The sequence below is a fragment of the Mucilaginibacter sp. R-33 genome (assembly GCF_049949235.1).
Classification (GTDB): domain Bacteria; phylum Bacteroidota; class Bacteroidia; order Sphingobacteriales; family Sphingobacteriaceae; genus Mucilaginibacter.
Map to the genome: position 1 here is coordinate 5,896,319 of NZ_CP188089.1, position 17,765 is coordinate 5,914,083.

The 17,765-nt window shown below is 42.1% G+C and carries 19 protein-coding genes; 8 read left to right on the top strand and 11 right to left on the bottom strand.

Going from position 1 to position 17,765, the window contains the following annotated elements:
* A complete protein-coding gene (locus ACP26M_RS24540; protein WP_090530416.1) occupies positions 1-693 on the top strand; it encodes a response regulator transcription factor in 693 nt (230 codons plus the stop codon).
* A gap of 134 nt (positions 694-827) precedes the next feature.
* On the opposite strand, the gene ACP26M_RS24545 is transcribed toward ACP26M_RS24540, so the two are convergent.
* From ACP26M_RS24545 to ACP26M_RS24570, 6 genes are all read right to left on the bottom strand, one after another.
* Positions 828-1,451, bottom strand: a complete 624-nt coding sequence (locus tag ACP26M_RS24545) for a class I SAM-dependent methyltransferase (RefSeq protein ID WP_426584072.1) — start codon at positions 1,449-1,451, stop codon at positions 828-830.
* A 3-nt stretch (positions 1,452-1,454) separates the two neighbouring features.
* Positions 1,455-2,345, bottom strand: a complete 891-nt coding sequence (locus ACP26M_RS24550) for a hypothetical protein (protein WP_426584074.1) — start codon at positions 2,343-2,345, stop codon at positions 1,455-1,457.
* A 33-nt stretch (positions 2,346-2,378) separates the two neighbouring features.
* Positions 2,379-3,668: a metallophosphoesterase gene (locus tag ACP26M_RS24555; protein ID WP_426584076.1), complete on the bottom strand. Its 1,290-nt coding sequence runs from the start codon at positions 3,666-3,668 to the stop codon at positions 2,379-2,381.
* A 15-nt stretch (positions 3,669-3,683) separates the two neighbouring features.
* Positions 3,684-5,189, bottom strand: a complete 1,506-nt coding sequence (locus ACP26M_RS24560) for a sigma 54-interacting transcriptional regulator (protein WP_090530404.1) — start codon at positions 5,187-5,189, stop codon at positions 3,684-3,686.
* Between the two features lie 95 nt (positions 5,190-5,284).
* Positions 5,285-6,382 (bottom strand): vWA domain-containing protein, encoded by a 1,098-nt coding sequence (locus ACP26M_RS24565; RefSeq protein WP_090531322.1) that lies wholly within the window; start codon positions 6,380-6,382, stop codon positions 5,285-5,287.
* A gap of 174 nt (positions 6,383-6,556) precedes the next feature.
* A complete protein-coding gene (locus ACP26M_RS24570) occupies positions 6,557-7,435 on the bottom strand; it encodes a carbohydrate kinase family protein (RefSeq protein ID WP_426584078.1) in 879 nt (292 codons plus the stop codon).
* Between the two features lie 157 nt (positions 7,436-7,592).
* On the opposite strand from ACP26M_RS24570, the gene ACP26M_RS24575 reads away from it, so the two are divergent.
* Both ACP26M_RS24575 and ACP26M_RS24580 read left to right on the top strand, forming a co-directional pair.
* Complete coding sequence (locus ACP26M_RS24575) at positions 7,593-8,012, top strand: YybH family protein (RefSeq protein ID WP_426584080.1); 420 nt, start codon at positions 7,593-7,595, stop codon at positions 8,010-8,012.
* A 123-nt stretch (positions 8,013-8,135) separates the two neighbouring features.
* Positions 8,136-8,618, top strand: a complete 483-nt coding sequence (locus tag ACP26M_RS24580; RefSeq protein ID WP_426584082.1) for an adenylyltransferase/cytidyltransferase family protein — start codon at positions 8,136-8,138, stop codon at positions 8,616-8,618.
* A 37-nt stretch (positions 8,619-8,655) separates the two neighbouring features.
* On the opposite strand, the gene ACP26M_RS24585 is transcribed toward ACP26M_RS24580, so the two are convergent.
* Positions 8,656-9,507, bottom strand: a complete 852-nt coding sequence (locus ACP26M_RS24585) for a helix-turn-helix domain-containing protein (protein ID WP_426584083.1) — start codon at positions 9,505-9,507, stop codon at positions 8,656-8,658.
* A 126-nt stretch (positions 9,508-9,633) separates the two neighbouring features.
* On the opposite strand from ACP26M_RS24585, the gene ACP26M_RS24590 reads away from it, so the two are divergent.
* Positions 9,634-10,608 carry a phytanoyl-CoA dioxygenase family protein gene (locus ACP26M_RS24590; RefSeq protein ID WP_426584085.1) on the top strand — a complete coding sequence of 325 codons (975 nt, stop codon included), beginning with the start codon at positions 9,634-9,636 and terminating at the stop codon, positions 10,606-10,608.
* A 150-nt stretch (positions 10,609-10,758) separates the two neighbouring features.
* On the opposite strand, the gene ACP26M_RS24595 is transcribed toward ACP26M_RS24590, so the two are convergent.
* Positions 10,759-11,640, bottom strand: a complete 882-nt coding sequence (locus tag ACP26M_RS24595) for a cupin-like domain-containing protein (protein ID WP_091215547.1) — start codon at positions 11,638-11,640, stop codon at positions 10,759-10,761.
* A gap of 123 nt (positions 11,641-11,763) precedes the next feature.
* The gene (locus ACP26M_RS24600) at positions 11,764-12,642 is read right to left on the bottom strand and encodes a cupin-like domain-containing protein (RefSeq protein WP_426584087.1); all 879 of its coding nucleotides are present in this window, start codon (positions 12,640-12,642) and stop codon (positions 11,764-11,766) included.
* A gap of 163 nt (positions 12,643-12,805) precedes the next feature.
* On the opposite strand from ACP26M_RS24600, the gene ACP26M_RS24605 reads away from it, so the two are divergent.
* The 3 genes from ACP26M_RS24605 (at position 12,806) to ACP26M_RS24615 (ending at position 14,565) form a co-directional block, all read left to right on the top strand.
* Complete coding sequence (locus ACP26M_RS24605) at positions 12,806-13,387, top strand: Crp/Fnr family transcriptional regulator (RefSeq protein WP_426584089.1); 582 nt, start codon at positions 12,806-12,808, stop codon at positions 13,385-13,387.
* A gap of 90 nt (positions 13,388-13,477) precedes the next feature.
* Positions 13,478-13,894, top strand: a complete 417-nt coding sequence (locus ACP26M_RS24610; RefSeq protein WP_426584091.1) for a carboxymuconolactone decarboxylase family protein — start codon at positions 13,478-13,480, stop codon at positions 13,892-13,894.
* A 26-nt stretch (positions 13,895-13,920) separates the two neighbouring features.
* Positions 13,921-14,565: an HD domain-containing protein gene (locus tag ACP26M_RS24615; protein ID WP_426584093.1), complete on the top strand. Its 645-nt coding sequence runs from the start codon at positions 13,921-13,923 to the stop codon at positions 14,563-14,565.
* Positions 14,566-14,711: 146 nt separating this feature from the next.
* Here the strand turns inward: ACP26M_RS24615 and ACP26M_RS24620 are convergent, their stop codons facing one another.
* On the bottom strand, positions 14,712-15,257 hold the full coding sequence (locus tag ACP26M_RS24620) for a fasciclin domain-containing protein (protein ID WP_426584095.1): 546 nt from the start codon (positions 15,255-15,257) through the stop codon (positions 14,712-14,714).
* A 110-nt stretch (positions 15,258-15,367) separates the two neighbouring features.
* On the bottom strand, positions 15,368-16,489 hold the full coding sequence (gene hemW / locus ACP26M_RS24625; protein ID WP_426584097.1) for a radical SAM family heme chaperone HemW: 1,122 nt from the start codon (positions 16,487-16,489) through the stop codon (positions 15,368-15,370).
* A 197-nt stretch (positions 16,490-16,686) separates the two neighbouring features.
* Here hemW and ACP26M_RS24630 point away from each other — a divergent pair, with 197 nt between their 5' ends.
* Positions 16,687-17,763, top strand: coding sequence for a tyrosine-type recombinase/integrase (locus ACP26M_RS24630; RefSeq protein WP_426584099.1), 1,077 nt, complete (start codon positions 16,687-16,689; stop codon positions 17,761-17,763).
* Positions 17,764-17,765 lie beyond the last annotated feature (2 nt).

Sequence of the window (17,765 nt, forward strand, 5' to 3'; positions counted from 1 at the left end):
ATGAACAAAGAAATTAAAATTGCGCTGGTTGAAGATGACGAGAACCTGCGTTTCCTGGTTTCAGAGCGTTTGCAATCAGAAGGGTACAAGGTACTGGAAGCCGGTAATGGCAATGAAGCTGAAACCATGATATTGGCCGAGCAGCCTGATATTGTTCTGTTAGACTGGATGCTGCCTGGCAAACCGGGCTCGGAAGTTTGCGGCAATATCCGCGAAAAAGGATTCGATAAACTCATCATCATGATGACCGCTAAAGCGCAGGATGTTGACAAGATAGAAGCCTATAACTTTGGGGTATCTGACTATATCACCAAACCCTACAACATGGACGTATTGGTGGCGCTGATTGAGAACAAAATCAAGTTTTCTCTTAACAGCGAAAAACCCGAATCATACCGTTTTGCTAACATGGAGCACCTGCCTAACACGCACCTCCTCATCCGCGATGGCCGTAAGATAGAGCTGACCATCCTCGAAAACAGGATCCTGCTTTATTTCCTTAAAAACAAAAACAAGGTTATAAACCGTGAAGAACTGATGATGGAAGTTTGGGGCTACAACGCCGATGTAAATACCCGCACCCTTGACATGCACATCGTTCGCTTGCGTAAAAAGATTGAAACCAATGCCGATTCGCCGCAGTACTTACAAACTGTAAGGGGGATAGGATATAAGTTTGTTTATAACCAGTAATCGAATAATACTCTTAAATACCCGTCATTGCGAGGAACGAAGCAATCCCCATGAAGCAGACCGGCTATGCAAATCTCTCTGTACAGTAGGGGGGTGCTTCGTTCCTCGCGATGACGTCTTTTACACAATTTATCTTATACAGCCTTCCTATAAACCCTCGCCACAATAAAGTCCCCAAAAAAAGTTTTATCCTCAATCACGCTATATCGCGTAACATCAAAACGCTTTTCGATAGCAGGCAGCTTGCTTGCTTCTATCCCGCAAAGCAACCTGAAAAAAACAAACATGCTTTTGAGCAGCACGTTTTGCCACCAGCGGCCGGTAAGCTGAAAATCGGCATTGAGCCAGAGGCCACCGGGTTTGAGCAGGTTGTGCAAATGGTTAAAAACATTGTCAACCGTTTCTTCCACAAAGTTATCGAACAAAAAAGGGGTGATCACGACATCGAAGTCGGCGGCGAGTTTTACATTTTCAACTGCATCATTAATAAAGATTAGCACGTTTTGGCCAATTTGCCTCTTTTGCGAGAGTGCAATCATATTGGCCGAAATTTCAACGTAAGTGATGTTTAAGCCTTCCGGGTATATTATGGCGAGCTCCTCCAGGATCCAGCCTGTTCCGCCGCCGGCGATGAGGATTTTACTTTTTGGTGGAATAAAGCCTAATAAATAAACTTGCGCGTTTATTAATGCCCTGCCATATACCAATTTTGAAAGCCGATCATAAAACCATGCCGAGTTATTATAATTGGCAGCCATGTTTTAATGGAGAAAATATTTAACAGCATTGAATACTACTACAATTACGTACTGTAAGATCAGTACGCCATCCATATAAAAAAAGTAATAATACTCGTTTTTTTCCCAGGCCGATCTGAAGATGAGCCAGCCGGTAAGGAACATAGTAAGTGTGAGTGCAAAGAAATCAAGGCTAAAGCCATTTTGCCTGAACAGGAACATGAGTACAATGTAGCCAGTGAGCAATACCTGGCAAAACAGATAAGCATTTTTTTTGCCCCAAACTACAGGAATGGTTTTAAGGCCTACTTTACGGTCATCAAAAAGATCACGGATGTCAAAAGGTATTGTCAGCGCACCTATAAATAAAAAGCGCTTGGCTATGAGTATTGTAGTATCGCGCATGCTGATATCGGTTAGATGATTATGCATTGATTCCAATACCGGGAACAGTACACAGCTCATTGTCCATACCAGGGTTATTAAAAAAGGCTTTAAACCGGGGATATTTCGTAAACCAAACTTGTGATCGCCTACACTAAACAGGGGTAAACCATAGCCAAATGATAAAACACTGAGAAATATGAGCAGGATCTTTGATTCGGTAGTGATGATGAAGAAAAGCGGGATCAACGATAGCAATGAGACTATAGTAAACGTTACCATTAGCCTGTAATGCGCAAAAAACCAGCGTACCCTTCTATAGGGCGACCTTTGGGGCTTGGCCGGCCTGGTGATCAGGATACAAAAATTGTAAATACCCAGTGTTGAAGTGAATAACAAGCCCAAAACAGGGAACACTGGTTTTGATCCTATTAAGTGAAAGGTTAACAAGGCCTGTGCTACAGCACAAAGCGACATGAAAATATTACTGAAGAGCAGAAAATCTAATACAGACTGTAGTAATTTCTTCATCGGTAAAAGGATAGCAGCTTCTGCCTGGATCTTTTAGGAAATTGGTAATGAGGGATCGCGGCCTGCTTTTAATGTAAATATCGTAATCTCCGGCAATATTCCAACCCTGCCGGTTAAACCAACAAAACCAAAACCTACATTTACATATAATTGTTGTTTGTTTTCCTGGTAATGACCAGCCCATTCATTATAAACATATTTTATAGGGCTATATTGAAAATGCGGGGTACGTATGCCAAATTGCATGCCGTGGGTATGCCCGGCAAACATAGCATCAATTTGTGGATATTTAGGTAATACCTCGGCCCGCCAATGCGATGGATCATGCGAGAGCAGGAGCTTTACTGGCAGGTCATCGGTGTTTTTTACGGCCAGGTCCATTCGCCCGTATTTGGGGAAGCGGCTGTATTCGCTCCAGTTTTCAATGCCTAAGATCCCTATTTCCTCACCGTCAATTTTAAGGCGGCGGTTCTCGTTCCTGAGCAGGTTCCAGCCCATGTTTTTATGGGTGGTTATCAGGTCATCATGATTTTTCTTTTTAGCCGCCGGGGAGTTCCAGTCGCCATAGTCGCCATAATCATGGTTACCCAGGGTTGAAAAAACACCGAGGGGGGCTTTTACTTTAGTGAAAATGTCCTGGTAGCTGGTCATTTCCGATGCTTCATCGTTAACCAGATCGCCGGTAAAAAATATCAGGTCAGGTTTTTCTTTCAGCAGCATTTCAACACCCCCGAGCACCGCTTTTTTATTATAAAAGCTGCCTGAATGAATATCCGAGATCTGCCCGATCCTTAAGCCATCAAAGGCCTTTGGCAGATTAGGCAGATACATAGTTTGATACAGTACATGATAATCATACGAACCTTTGGGCATGGCCTTTTTTATTGCGGCCAGGGGAACGGTTGCGGCAAGCAAGCCTGCTTTTAAAAGAAACTCGGAACGAGGAATGACATCAATATTAGTGGCAGCGGCGGGAGCAGTTGAGAGAGGAATTGAGGTATCAGTTTTTTTCCTTTTCAGCGCAATTTTTCGCCTGATATCATAGGCAAAAATGAATGGTATAAAAGTAAATTTACAGATGAGCAGGATAAATGTTACCAGTAAACAGGCTGCGCGTACACCCGTACCTGCTATGGTAATATAACCGGCAGTTAAAAGCGCGGCCACACACAAGGCCGAAAAGCCCCAATAAAAAATGGCGAATGCTTTTGATTGAAGCAATCGCCATTTTTTGAACGCGCCTCGGATACCGTATAAAACATACCGGTCGGCCAGCAGCTCAATTATGATCCAGAACAATATACTTAGCGCTTTAAAAATCATATAGCGCCATATATTTTAGTACCGGTCGTCGTCAATATCAAGGTCATCGTCATCGGGCTGCAAGTTAAATAAACTGTTAAACATATCCGAAAACGCGAAGCCATTATCCAGGAAACCTTTGTTCAATTGTGAAAATTCCGACAGGCCGTGAAGTACAAATTCCATCAGCAGCAATTGCTGGCTTTCGCCCAAACGCGGGTGGATCTTTTTTACAAGGTCTTTCAACCCCACAACTTCTTCCAGCGCTTTTTTGTATTCCTGCATGGGCATATCATCAACCAAAGCTACATTGTTGCCATCCCCAAACCAGTTAATGATAGCTGCATATGGGTTAGGGGCTTTGGCTTTCTTAGCCTTTTCCGGGTCAGGGAAAAACGATAGCAGTAAGCTTTTGATGGCTTTACCTATCAGGATATTGGCCACTTTGCCTGGTCCCTCCAGTTCACCCTCATAAACCAGCTCAATTTTACCGGTGATGGCAGGGATCACGCCTAAAAAGTCGGTAATCCGTACAAAGGTGGTTTTTTCGTGGTTGATGATCATCCTGCGCTCTGCATTACTGATCAGATTTTCATAGGCCGAAATGGTTAAACGCGCCGATACACCCGATTTTTTGTCGATATACTCAGAGTTACGGGCTTCAAAAGCAATCTGTTCCACCAGGTTTTTAACCAAACCATCAGCCTCAATAGCGATACGCTGATCATCGGTGAGGGACGCTTCCTGTTGCGTGATCTTGCGTGAAATCTCAACCGAACGCGGGTAATGTGTTAAAATCTGGCTCTCAATGCGGTCTTTAAGCGGTGTTACTATCGAACCACGGTTGGTATAATCTTCAGGGTTGGCGGTAAACACAAACTGGATATCCAGTGGTAAGCGTAATTTAAAACCACGGATCTGGATATCTTTTTCTTGCAGTATGTTGAACAGCGATACCTGGATCCGGGCCTGCAAGTCGGGCAGCTCATTGATCACGAAAATGCCACGGTGTGCACGTGGGATCAAGCCGAAGTGGATTACACGTTCGTCCGAATAGGTTAATTTTAAGGTGGCAGCTTTGATTGGATCAACATCACCAATTAAATCGGCTACGGTAACGTCGGGGGTGGCCAACTTTTCGGTATAACGCTCAGAGCGGTGGATCCAGCCGATGGGGGTATCATCTCCTTTTTCGGTTATGATGCTATGACCATACCAGGAGATTGGGTTGTAAGGGTCATCAAACAATTCTGATCCCTCGATGTATGGGATATACTCATCAAGCAGGTTAACCAGCAAGCGTGCAATACGGGTTTTAGCCTGGCCGCGTAAGCCTAACAGTAAAATATTGTGACGTGACAGGATAGCAGTTTGCAGATCGGGGATCACAGTATCTTCAAAGCCTATGATGCCCTCAAAGCCGCCTTCGCGTTTTTTAAGCTGTTCAATAAGGTTAGCACGTAATTCGTCTTTAACCGAACGGCTTTTATAGCCTGTTTGCTTTAACTGGCCGAGGGTTTTTATATCTAATAATTTACTCATGTTTTCAATTAGGGAATTTGATAATTTGGTAATTTGAAAATGGAAGTATCAAAACATTTTCAAATTACCAAATTGACTAATTTTCGAATAATAATTTACCTCACAGTCCTTCTTCTGTTTCTGATATAATCCTCAAAAATGTACTCACCAAGGCCGTTCAGGGAACTGTAAAAGGCTTTGCCTCCGTTTGTTTCTGTGAATTTACGAACAAACTGCTGCAAATAAGGGTCTTTAGCTATCATAAATGTGGTAATAGGTATTTTTAACCGTTTACATTGGGCAGCCATATTAAGGGTTTTGTTAACCACTTTCCTGTCCAAACCAATGCTGTTTTTATAATACCTGGTGCCTTCCTTTAAGCAGGTTGGCTTACCATCCGTAATCATGAAAATTTGCTTATTGTGCGTTTTACGGCGGCGGAGCAGATCGGTAGCCAGCTCTAAACCTGCATAAGTATTGGTATGATAAGGGCCAACCTGCAAGTAAGGTAAATCCTGCAAGGTTATTGGCCATGCATCGTTCCCAAATACAACAATATCCAACGTGTCCTTAGGATATTTGGTGCGGATCAGTTCGGCAAGGGCCATCGCTACTTTTTTGGCCGGGGTGATCCTGTCTTCGCCGTAAAGAATCATGGAGTGCGAAATATCGATCATGAGCACAGTTGAAGTAAGGGTTTTGTAGTCCATTTCCTCTACCTCAAGATCGCGTTCGGTCATCATGAAATCGCCTATACCGTGGTTAACCTGAGCGTTGTGGATAGACTGGGTCATGTCTATCTGATCAAGGCTGTCGCCAAACTCAAATTCGCGGCGTTCGGCATTTTTTTCATCGCCCTGGCCTGATTGTGGCGAGCGGTGATTGCCTTTCCCTGATTTTTTTAGCTTACCAAAAATCTCTTCCAGGGCAGATTGCCTGATGCTTTGCTCAGTTTTTGCCGTAATCCGGAACTCGCCATTCTCATTATTTTCGTCAAGATAACCCTTTTGTTTTAGTTCATCGATGAAATCGCCCATGCCATAATCATCGTTGGTAAGGTTATATTGTTTATCGAGTTCGTTAAGCCAGGCTAAGGCTTCGCCTGCATCGCCCGATGTATAGTTGAGCAACTCGAGGAATAATTTTAACAATTCGTCAAATCCGCCTTTAGGGATTTGATTGGGCTTAAATTTGGAAAATCCAAAACCACGCATATTTTGTCCTTTCTGTACATAAAGGAACGGAATATTTTTAGGAAAAGTTTTGCTGCGGAAGTGATAAAATAAATTGTTAGTTAAGTATGACAATTAGATTTTTGATTTCGAATATCCTATTAGCAGCAATAGCCTATTAAACCAAATCCGAAATCCCAATTCCCAAATCCGAAATTAAATATACGCCAAACTATTCAGGAGCTCAGGTGGGTATACCGGGTTAGCGCCTCGCTGGCTGGCTACGTATGAGCCAACGGAGCACGCTTTATCTACCACCTGCTGCATGGGTTTTCCCGAAAGGAGGCCGGATACAAATGTTGCCAGGAAGGCATCGCCGGCGCCTACCGTGTCGGCAACTTTTACCGGGCAGCCGGGACTGTCATAAAATTCATGGTCGTGCCATACCAGTGCACCATGCTCGCCGCGGGTTACGCAAATGGTTTGGCTATGGTATTTGGAACGGAACTCGCCAATTTGATCGCGCAGGGAAGCACTACTTCCACCGATGAGCAGGTTGGCTTCTTCCTCGTTCATTTTCACTACGTCGGCCCGGGCCACCAATGTTTCAATAGTTGACAGGGTGTAATGCGGCGGGCGAAGATTTACATCAAATATTTTTAGCGCCGGGGTTTCATCAAGCAGGTTTAACAATGTTTCTCGGGTAGTAGCGGTACGGCAAGCCAAACTGCCAAACACAATTGCCCTGGCTGCCTTGGCTGCTTTAGTGAGTGCAGCCGATGGTTGTATGTTATCCCATGAAACGGGTTGTGGAATAATATAAGTAGCGGTATTGTTTTCATCAAGCTGTACGGTAACCTCACAGGTTGGAAATTCATCGTCCTGCTGAATCAGGTCCGAATACAGGTCATTGCTTTTTAAAAAGCCTATCAGTCCATCGCCCGAGTTATCCATACCCACAGAGCTCGCAAACGCTGTTTTTACGCCTTGTTGTACCAAATGCCTGGCTACATTCATAGGGGCGCCGCCCGCTTTTTTTCCATCACCAAAAGCATCCCATAAAACTTCGCCAAAACTTAATACCTGATTTCCCATAGTTAAGTTGTTTTTAGTGTCGATGAAATCCAAATATACTGTATTGTCTGAACCGGAATTAATCGAATTGAAGAATTAATTGAATTTTTTCTTTTTAATTCTGTTAATTCGGGCAATTCTTAAAATTCAGGTTCAGACAAAAAGCTATCTTTATTATATGAGAAAAATATTACTGAGTTTAGCGTTGATGCTTGTGGCTGTGTATTGCTTTGCACAGGACAGGCAGGCCATCCTAAAAGTAATGCATACACAGGAAGAAGCCTGGAACCGCGGCGATATTGAAAAGTTTATGACAACCTACTGGAAATCAGATTCGCTGGTTTTTGTAGGGAAAACGGCCCCTGTCTATGGCTGGCAAACAACACTTGATCATTATAAGCAAACATACCCTGATAAGGCCGCCATGGGGCAGCTGGCTTTCAACATTATACAATTAAAGGTACTTGATAAAACTAACGCTTTTGTTTTAGGCGGATGGAAACTAACCCGCGAAAAAGATACGCCAGGAGGGTATTTTACGCTGTGGTTCAGGAAGATTAGGGGCGAGTGGAAGATAGTTTGTGACCACACCTCATAAGGAGATTAGCGGTTGGAAATGAAAGTTAAATGAATAGATATAGGGATTTGGAAGCGTGGAAATGAGCGATTCCTCTCTCAGGAGCGGAATTTAAAAGATACCGGATCGCAAAAATACTACTGCATGAAAAGAGGTTTAGTAATTGGGAAGTTTTTGCCGCTCCATATTGGGCATATGGCTTTGATTGGTTACGCGCTTGACCATTGTGATGAGCTTGTTGTGGTTATTGGTGCCAGCGATGATGAGCCCATTGATGGAAATATCAGGCTTGACTGGCTCGAAAAAACTTACGCAGGTAATGACAAGGTTAAACCTGTATTATTAAGCTACGATGAAGCTATGCTGCCGGGTGCGGGTGACTCGATAGAAAATATGTCGAGACTTTGGGCCAGCTATCTTAAAAAGAAGCTGCCGCCTATTGACGTAATATTTGCTTCCGAAGCTTATGGCGCTTACATGGGGCGGTTCCTGGATTGTGAAAGCGTTATTTACGAAGAACCCTGCAAAATTGTACCGGTGCCAGCAGCAAGGATCAGGGAAGAGCCTGATTTATACCTGCATCTTTTGCCCGATGCGGTTAAGGATTACTATAAAAAATCAGGCTGAATAATTCTGTTGGCAATATTTACATACGTTATTCAGATCAATCCTTAGCGAGCCAGTTCCGTTTAAAATCAGAGGGATTTTTTCCAACTGTTTTATTAAAGAGTTTATTAAAATATGATAAGCTTTCAAATCCTACAGCGTAACAGGTTTCAGTAACGTTTTTATCCTGCATGAGCAGGTTTTTGGCTACATCAACACGGTATTGGTTCACGAAATCGGTGAAAGTCATTTTAGTTTGTTTTTTAAAATAGCGGCAAAAGGCCGCTGTAGTAAAGTTCACTTTAGCCGCCACTACATTTACATCGGGTTTAAGATTGTAATTACTGCCGATATATTCATAAATAGCCCCCATCCTGATCTTATCTTTTAAAAAAAACTGCAGGTTCGGCTCGTCATTGTTTAAAATCGTAAACTCTTTTGAACCAGCCAGGATGTTAAAGATCTCCATTAACCCCATTAATTGCTGAAAAGAATCCATCCCCGGTAAAAGTTTCAGTTTTCGCACTGCTGTAGTCCTGGTATCTCCATAAAAAGCAATGCCGTTGGCGGCCTTTTTGAAAAGCTGCCCGATGGTCGAAAATTCGGGAGTGATGCCTATTGCCGTTCCCATGAAATCTTCTTTTAGCTGCGCTACTATCTGATGGTATTCGCTCCGCAGCCGGTAATCAAAGTTAAGGTGGGGAAGGTTACTGCCAATAAGCACCAGGTCATGCTGGGTGTAGCCGGAGATATGTGAACCGACGTGCCTGATCCCAGCATCGGCCTCAACATAAACTAATTCGTATTCGGGGTGATAATGCCACAGAAAAGTGTTGCGAAGCCGGGGCGAAAAGAGTTTGAACGATTTGCCAGGTTCAAAATTAATCTTCTCTAACTGTATCTTATCCATGCTATATTGAGCATAAGGTTTTAGTAAAGATAAATAAAATGATCAATGTAGAGCAAATTTTGGTCATTGTACAGGATAATCCATCTGTCATGCCAACCTAAATTTGAGTTATAAATCAAAAAGAAAATGAAGACCGAAAACGCAGCCATGACCATGGCAACCACGCCGGCTAATGCACATAAAGAGATCCCCGGTAATCCGTCAACCGCTAAATCAAGCCAGATCCGCCTTAATGAACGTAAAAACAATGAGCCGCTGAAAGTGCTTAGCGAGGCCGATTGGCAATTTTGGATAGAGAACGGTTACGTGATCATCAAAAATGCAGTGCCTAAAGTGCAAGTTGAAAAATTAGCTAATTATCTGTGGCAATATGAAGATAAGGATGCTAATGATATCAACACCTGGTATAAAAAGCCCAACGCGCAAATGCAAATGAGCGAGCTGAATAACACGGGTATGGTTGAAATTTATAATCAGCAGTTTATGTGGGATAACCGGCAATATCCTAAAGTACATGCCGCTTTTTCCGATATCTGGGGCACCGAAAAGCTATGGGTAACTATTGACCGGGCCAATCTGAACTTTCCGCTAAGGCCTGGCTTTGAATATAAAGGTTTTATTCATTGGGATTATGACCCGGAAACCAAACCTCAAAATGTGCAGGGCGTACTGGCCCTCGCCGATCAGACTGATGAAAACATGGGTGGTTTTCAATGCATCCCGGAACTATATCGTACATACGATACCTGGAAATTAACTCAACCAGAAGATAGGGATCATTATAAACCTGATATCACCGGTTTTGAAACCGTAAAAGTGAAACTGGAAGCAGGTGATCTGTTGATATTTAATAGTTTGCAACCGCATGGCATAAGACCTAATACCAGTGCAGATAAAGTGCGTATAGCGCAGTATATATCCATGATGCCAGCCCAGGAAGACAATGAAGAGCTGAGACAATGGCGCATTAACAGTTGGCAAAGCCGCGAAGCCATGCAGGGCTACGCTTTTCCGGGCGATCCGCTGGAACGGGAAAAGCAAAATCCGGTTGCTGAGCTAAGCGACCTGGGTAAAAAGCTTTTGGGCTTGGAGCGCTGGTAGATTGTATCTCCTATGTACGCGTTCTCTGGATTATTTGATAAGCAAGCCGACTGTGGGGACACGGCCTTGTGTATAAAACACAAAGCGATGGATAAAATCCATCGCTACTCCATATCATGACTTAAAACTAAAAACTTAAGACTTCAGACTTTAAAAAGGTTTCCCCGCAGCCAGCTCTCTATTAGCCCATTTAACGGCCAGGCCTTCGCGATATTTAGCATATTTGCCTTTAAACATCATTTTTAAAGCACTGTCAACACCTCCTTTAACGGCCAGGTTGTATAGGCTTGCCGCTTTACGGCTTATGCTGGCATCCCATGCGCGAAGGCTGAGTGAGTATGAGCCATCCACATATTTCATCCAGTGCCAGTAGCCGGTTGGCATAAACAGGGTATCGCCATGTTCAAGGAAAACTTCAATACCTTCTACACCGTCAAGTGCCGGGAATTTTTTGACATCAGGATTTAGTACATCATAATCCTCCAGTGCATACGTGGCATTGGGGATACAGTACAGGCGGCGCTTCCACTTGTTTTCAAACAGGATCACATGCTTACGCCCTCCAAAATGGGTATGGAAAATATGCGGAAGATCAATATCGTAGTGTAAAAAAGTAACCGAGTTTGAACCGCCAAAAAACATGGCGGGCATGCTTTCCAAAAAGCCCCCCATCAGGTCCTTGGGTAACACTATATCATCCAAAAGCTGTGGTGCTTGCTTAAATATGTTAAAGAAAAAAATCCTTAACTCGGTTGGTTTACTGCGGATAAGGTCGATATATTCATCAAAGGGCATTTCAGTTGCCGACGAATTGATGGGTTTTGACGGATCGGCCTTTGAGTTATCATATAGTGGCACTACTTTATTGCCAACAACCTGCTTTAAATATTCGGGTGTCCATTTTTCGCGGGCCGGCCAGCTTTTGGTAAGCCCTTTGATAACCAGCGGGCGACGAGGGTCTAAATAATTCTTCTTAAAGTCTTCGGGAGAAATATTTTCAACCGTATCGATCGGGTTAAGAATGAAGCACATAATAGTTTATTACTTTAGGGGGATTACGCTTATTTTAAAATAAAGTTACAATATTGTTTCTTACTCGTTTAAAAGCATTCAAAATAACGAAATAAACCCCAAAGTAGTATAAATATCTTAATATTATGGCTTGCCCGCTACAAGCGCGTTGTTAGCGCGTTTGATAGCCAGGCTCTCCTTCCAGTCCATATAATCCTTTTTAAAGCGGGCTTTCATCATATTATCGAACTTGCGCTGTACGGTTAGGTTATACAGGCTTTTGGCTTTAATGGCCCATGATTTATCCCAGGCACGTAGTGATATTGAGAACGAACCGGTAAGGTACTTCATCCAATGCCAGTAACCGGTAGGCATAAACAGGGTATCGCCATGCTCTAAAATAGCCTCCTGCCCTTCAATGCCGTCAAGCGCCGGGAATTTGGTAAAATCCGGGTTTTCGATATCATAGTCTTCCAGTGCATACGTAGCGAAGGGAATGCAGTAAAGACGTTCGGTCCATTTCTGGTCGAACAACATTACATGCTTGCGGCCATTAAAATGTGTGTGGAAGATATGCGCAAGGTCGATATCGTAATGTAAAAATGTTACGGAACCGGCGCCGCCGAAAAACATATTGGGGTATTTATCAAGGAAACCACCCATTAAATCAGACGGCGAACGATAATCTTCCAGCAGTTTTGGGGCATGTTTAATTGGGTCGAACAGGAAAATTCTTAAATCAGTAGGCTGTTTTTGAATAAGATCGATATAATCGCCAAACTTCATTTCCGTTGCAGAGGCATTGATCGCTTTAGCGGGATCGGCTTTCGAACTATCGTACAGCGGAACTGTTTGATCGCCAACGGTTTCTTTGAGGTATTCAAATGTCCATTTTTGAAGGGCAGGCCAGCTTTCAGTCGCTTTGCGGATTATAAGCGGTTTACGCGGATTTAAGTAATTGTTAACAAAATCCTCTTTGCTTATATTGTCTACACTGTCAATAGGTGTAAGCTTTATACTCATTTTCACAAATTAATTAACGGGCAAAATTAATTCTTTGTAAAAAATATGTAAATACTTTGAGGGAATTTTGAATGTTTAATGACATCTTTTTGATGTACAACCTTTTGTACCGAAGGAGCTATTAAACCAGGATATTTAATAACCTTGTAAGCACATAAGAACAATGTCGGCGATACAACAATTACTAACTCATATAAGCAAGTTTAGCTCAATTCCGGCAGGCAGGGCCGAATTGATCGATTCTTTCTTTGAACATAGAATTTACAAAAAAAAGGAGCTTCTCCTGACAGAAGATCATCGATGCTATGAAAAGTTCTTTATCATTAAAGGCTGTGTTCATTTATATTACCTGAGGGAAAACGGCACTGAACAAACTGTTGACTTTGCTTTAGAAAATTGGTGGATCTCGGATTTTAGCGCATTTCAGCAAGGTGTCGTTGCACGATTTTCCATTCGTGCCGTAGAGCTTACCGAGGTATTAAGCATTCGCGCCGAAGCTCAACGTGAACTGCTTAAATTGGTTCCTGAAATGAACGAATATTTTCATTGGGTATTTCAGCGCGCTTATGCGGCTTCGCAGATGAGGTTAAGATATCTCTATGACTTCTCTAAAGAAGAATTGTACGTGAATTTTCTTGAACAATTTCCAGCTTTTACACAGCGGGTACCCCAATACTTGCTGGCTTCTTTTTTAGGTTTTACCCCCGAATATTTAAGCGAATTAAGGAAGAAGCTACTTTCTTAAACCAGTTTAAGTAAAAGGGCGATTGTGTTTTTCACCTTTGTCAACACAATTGATAGTTATGAAAAAAGTAATTAAACAGCGCTTAGACGTTTGGAAAGAAGAGCCTTTTTATTGGGACATGATATCGTCAATAGACAGACGTTTATATCAATCTATCCTCCCAAAAGCCTGATAGAAATTATTAAGATAAAGGTTTCGCAAATTAACAAGTGTGCCTTTTGTATCGACTACCATACGGGGGAAGCTTTACAAAACGGAGAGACTGCCCGCCGCATATTTGCATTGTCGGCATGGCAGGAAAGCCCCTTGTTTACCGAAAAAGAGCGCATAGTACTTGAGGTGGTTGAAGAAATGACTTTTATTTTTAATCATGGCGTTTCGGACGAAGCATATGAGAAACTCGAGGCTCATTTTACCGTAAAGGAAATAGCAGATATTATAATCTGTATTAGCCACATGAATTTCTTAAACCGTATAGGTATTTCAACAAAAACAACAGCTGATTAAAAAATCCATTTAAAAATAATAAGATAATGATTGCAGGTAAAATTATAGCAGGTATAAAAATACCCGACAGTGCGATTGCATGTCAGGCTACTGAATTATTGCGCGAACATGGCAGCGAGCTTTTGTATAACCATTCGTTGCGGTCATATCTTTTCGCAGCGCTGAATGGTAAACAAAACAATATCCGTTACGATGCCGAGCTCTTATATGTAAGTACCATGTTTCATGATTTAGGGCTAACGGCGCATTACCGAAGCGATGATAAGCGTTTTGAGGTTGATGGTGCTAATGCCGCCAGGGATTTTTTGCGGGGACATGGCCTTCCGCCGCAATCGCTGCAATTGGTTTGGGATACCATCGCGCTCCATACATCACCTGGTATTGCAGAATATAAAGAACCCGAGGTAGCGTTGCTCAATTATGCGGTGGCGCTTGATGTCATAGGCAGGGGCTATGATCAGTTATCAAATAGTCACCGCGATGAGATTGTAAAACAATTTCCGCGTAATGACCTAAAGAAAAATATGATAGGGACTTTTTTTGACGGCTTTAAGCATAAGCCACATACGACCTATGGAAGCATCAATGCCGACATTTGTGCATGTATGATCCCGGGATATCAAAGGAAAGACTATTGTGAGTTGATCCTGCACTCGCCATGGTCAGAGTAAAAGAACCTTACTAAGGTATCTTTAATTATCTGACGGGCTACATTTAAAAATAGAAGGCTGTACCATGATTTTATAATACAGCCTCTGTTAAAAATACTGTCAACAATATTATATACAAACTGTCCGGCTTACAACTGCAAAGTGGATCAGTTGGGCATCAGTACAGCGTTTACAATATGAATAACGCCATTACTTTGAGCAACATCGTTAATGGTAATCCATGATTTGCCGCCTTTTTCGTCAACAAGATATAATTTAGCGCCTTGCGACATTACAGTTATAGTGCCGCCGCTTAGCGTACCTAATTCGGTTCTGCCTTTACCTTCTTTTACTTTGGTCAGCAGGTCGGCGGTGCTTAGCTTACCGGGTACTACATGGTAAGTTAGAGTTTTTATCAGGCCTGCTTTATTAGCCGGCTTCAACAGGTTATCAACCGCGCCTGCAGGTAATTTGGCAAAAGCTTCGTTAGTTGGTGCAAATACTGTATAAGGCCCTGCTGCCGATAATGTTGGTGCCAGGCCTGCCGCTTTTATTGCAGCTACAAGTGTAGTATGATCTTTTGATCCCGATGCGTTTTGTACAATATTTTTAGCGGGCGACATAACTGCGCCGCCAACTGTTTTCTGAGCATGAGCTTTTGGAGCAAGGGCAAAAGTCAATAATGCAAAAGCCGCGATGATTGGTTTTTTCATAATTTAATTTCAGGATAAGTACCATTTAAAGATACGATTAGTAAAGCTAAACAGATTTAAATATCATTTTGCTTTGTAACAATGTATTGACTATTACCGGGCAAATTGGTTTAAAAGAATAAGCCTGCCGCAATGTTATCCGCATACAGTTTACCTGTTGCACTAAGGTAAATAACGTTATCTTTTTGTATGATCCATTCCCTGTCTAAATATTCGGCGGCAGCTTTAAGTAATTCGTCTGATGCGCCTTTAGCTATCTGGTTCAGCTTAGTTAGTTCAAGCCCCCACATGGTACGTAGCGACGTCATGATATATTCATTCAGACGGTTCGCTTCAGTAAGTTCCTCTGTTTCGGTCGATAGTTTCCCGCTTTCGAGCGCCTGGATGTATTTGGCATTATTAGCTATGTTCCACTGCCGGGTATCGCCATTATAAGAATGCGCCGAAGGACCGATCCCTAAATATTTTACACCCTTCCAATAGTTGGAGTTATGGCGTGAATATTGGCCAGGCTTGCAAAAGTTAGATATCTCGTAATGTTCAAACCCCTGTGCATTCATCGCCTCCATTAATACCATAAACTGTTCGGCGCTTTGATGCTCGTTCATGGGTGGCTGCTTCTTTTTATTGATGAAAGCTGCCAGGGCAGTTTGCGGTTCAACCGTCATGGAATAGGTAGATATGTGCGGAACGTTAAGTTCAAATACTTTATCCAGGTTTTGCTTCCATTTGGTATCGCTGAGCATAGGATAGCCGTAAATGAGGTCGACCGTAATATTTTCAAAACCGGCGTCCTGGGCGCGTTTTACGGATGATTCGGCTTCCTGGCCGCGGTGTACACGGTTCATCCAAACCAGGTCCTCGTCAAAAAACGACTGGATCCCTATACTGAAGCGGTTAACCGGTGTTTGTTTAAGGGCTTTGAGTTTGTCGGGTTTCAGATCATCGGGGTTGGCCTCCAGGGTTATTTCTGCCACGGAAGATACGGTGTGGAGTTCGGTTAGCGTGTTGATGATCCTGCTGATTTCATCGCCATCCAAAACAGAGGGGGTGCCGCCACCGAAATAAATAGTTTCGATGGTTTCACCGTTGAGGTAACCTTTTTGCAGTTTGATCTCACTGATCAAAGCATGCAGCATTTCATCTTTGTACTTTAACGATGTACTAAAATGGAAATCGCAATAATGGCAAGCTTGCTTGCAAAAGGGGATATGTATGTAAATGCCGGCCATGTTTTTAAGAGAATGTAGTCCCATGAAAAATGGGATAGATTAATGATATTAATGTGTTGATTATCAATATTTAAATTATTTATTAGCTTCACTAATCTTTTGATTTCTATTCTATTTTATGCTACTTTTGTTACTCGGTTGTTACTATTCAGATTTGATGAGTAACAAAAGTAACAAATAAAAGACAATGGTAACTCATGGTAACTATTAGATACAAAAAGCTAAGTACAGGCAAATTTAGTGTTTATTTGGATGTCTACTCCAATACCGGTGAGGGTAAAGGCAAACGCAGTTATGAGTTCCTTAAGATTTATGTGGATAAAGATTATTCTGATTCAGCAAGCCGTGTTAGCGAGACTGATAAAGAAAAAATGAAGATTATTAAAGCGCTTCGTAATAAAAGAGAGGATGAATTGAATTTTTCTGAGCATGGGTATAAGCAACCTGCTAAGATCAATTATTACCTTCAGGACTATCTTGATCAATGCCTTGCAAAGAAGTTTAATTATAAACTGGAATGCTTGATCATTCATCTTGGAAAGTATTGCCCCAAACGAACCATATTATTCCAGGAAGTAGATGAAGAATTTTTAGATAAGTTTCAGAGTTATCTTCTTAATCAGGTTAGCAGAAATACAACTAATGCCTACATGTCCGTGTTTAGGCAGCATTTCAATAAGCTGGTAATTAAAGGGATTATTCAAACTTCCCCTTTTAGTAATTTTAGGATTATCGAGGAGGAAGACTCGGAGCGGACCATGCTCACTATTGAGGAAGTCAGAACCTTGGCTAATTTCGTTCCCAAAAGAGGAAACAGCCAGATCAGAGAAGCTTTTATATTTTCTTGTTTCACTGGTTTGCGTTTTTCGGATATTAAGAAATTGCATTACGACGAAATTGTTAACGATCTGCTAATATTTCGACCGGCGAAAACGACAAAGAAAATTGTTACTGTGCCATTGGCCGATGAAGCAAAAAAGATTATTGCAAAAGTGGTAAAGCATCCTACAAATAAGAAAGTATTTTGGGATTTGCCAACGAGTCAAGTGGTAAATGTTTACTTAAAATTCTGGGCATTGGATGCTGGTCTGAAAAAAAATCTCCATTTCCATGCTGCCCGGCACACGTTTGCAACCATCGGCTTGACTTTTGGAATCGACATATATACTATGAAAGAATTGCTTGGACACAGTAAAATTGAAATGACCCAAATCTATGCCAAAATCGTTGACGATAAGAAACGAAACGAAATGTTGAAATTTCCTAAACTTTGAAT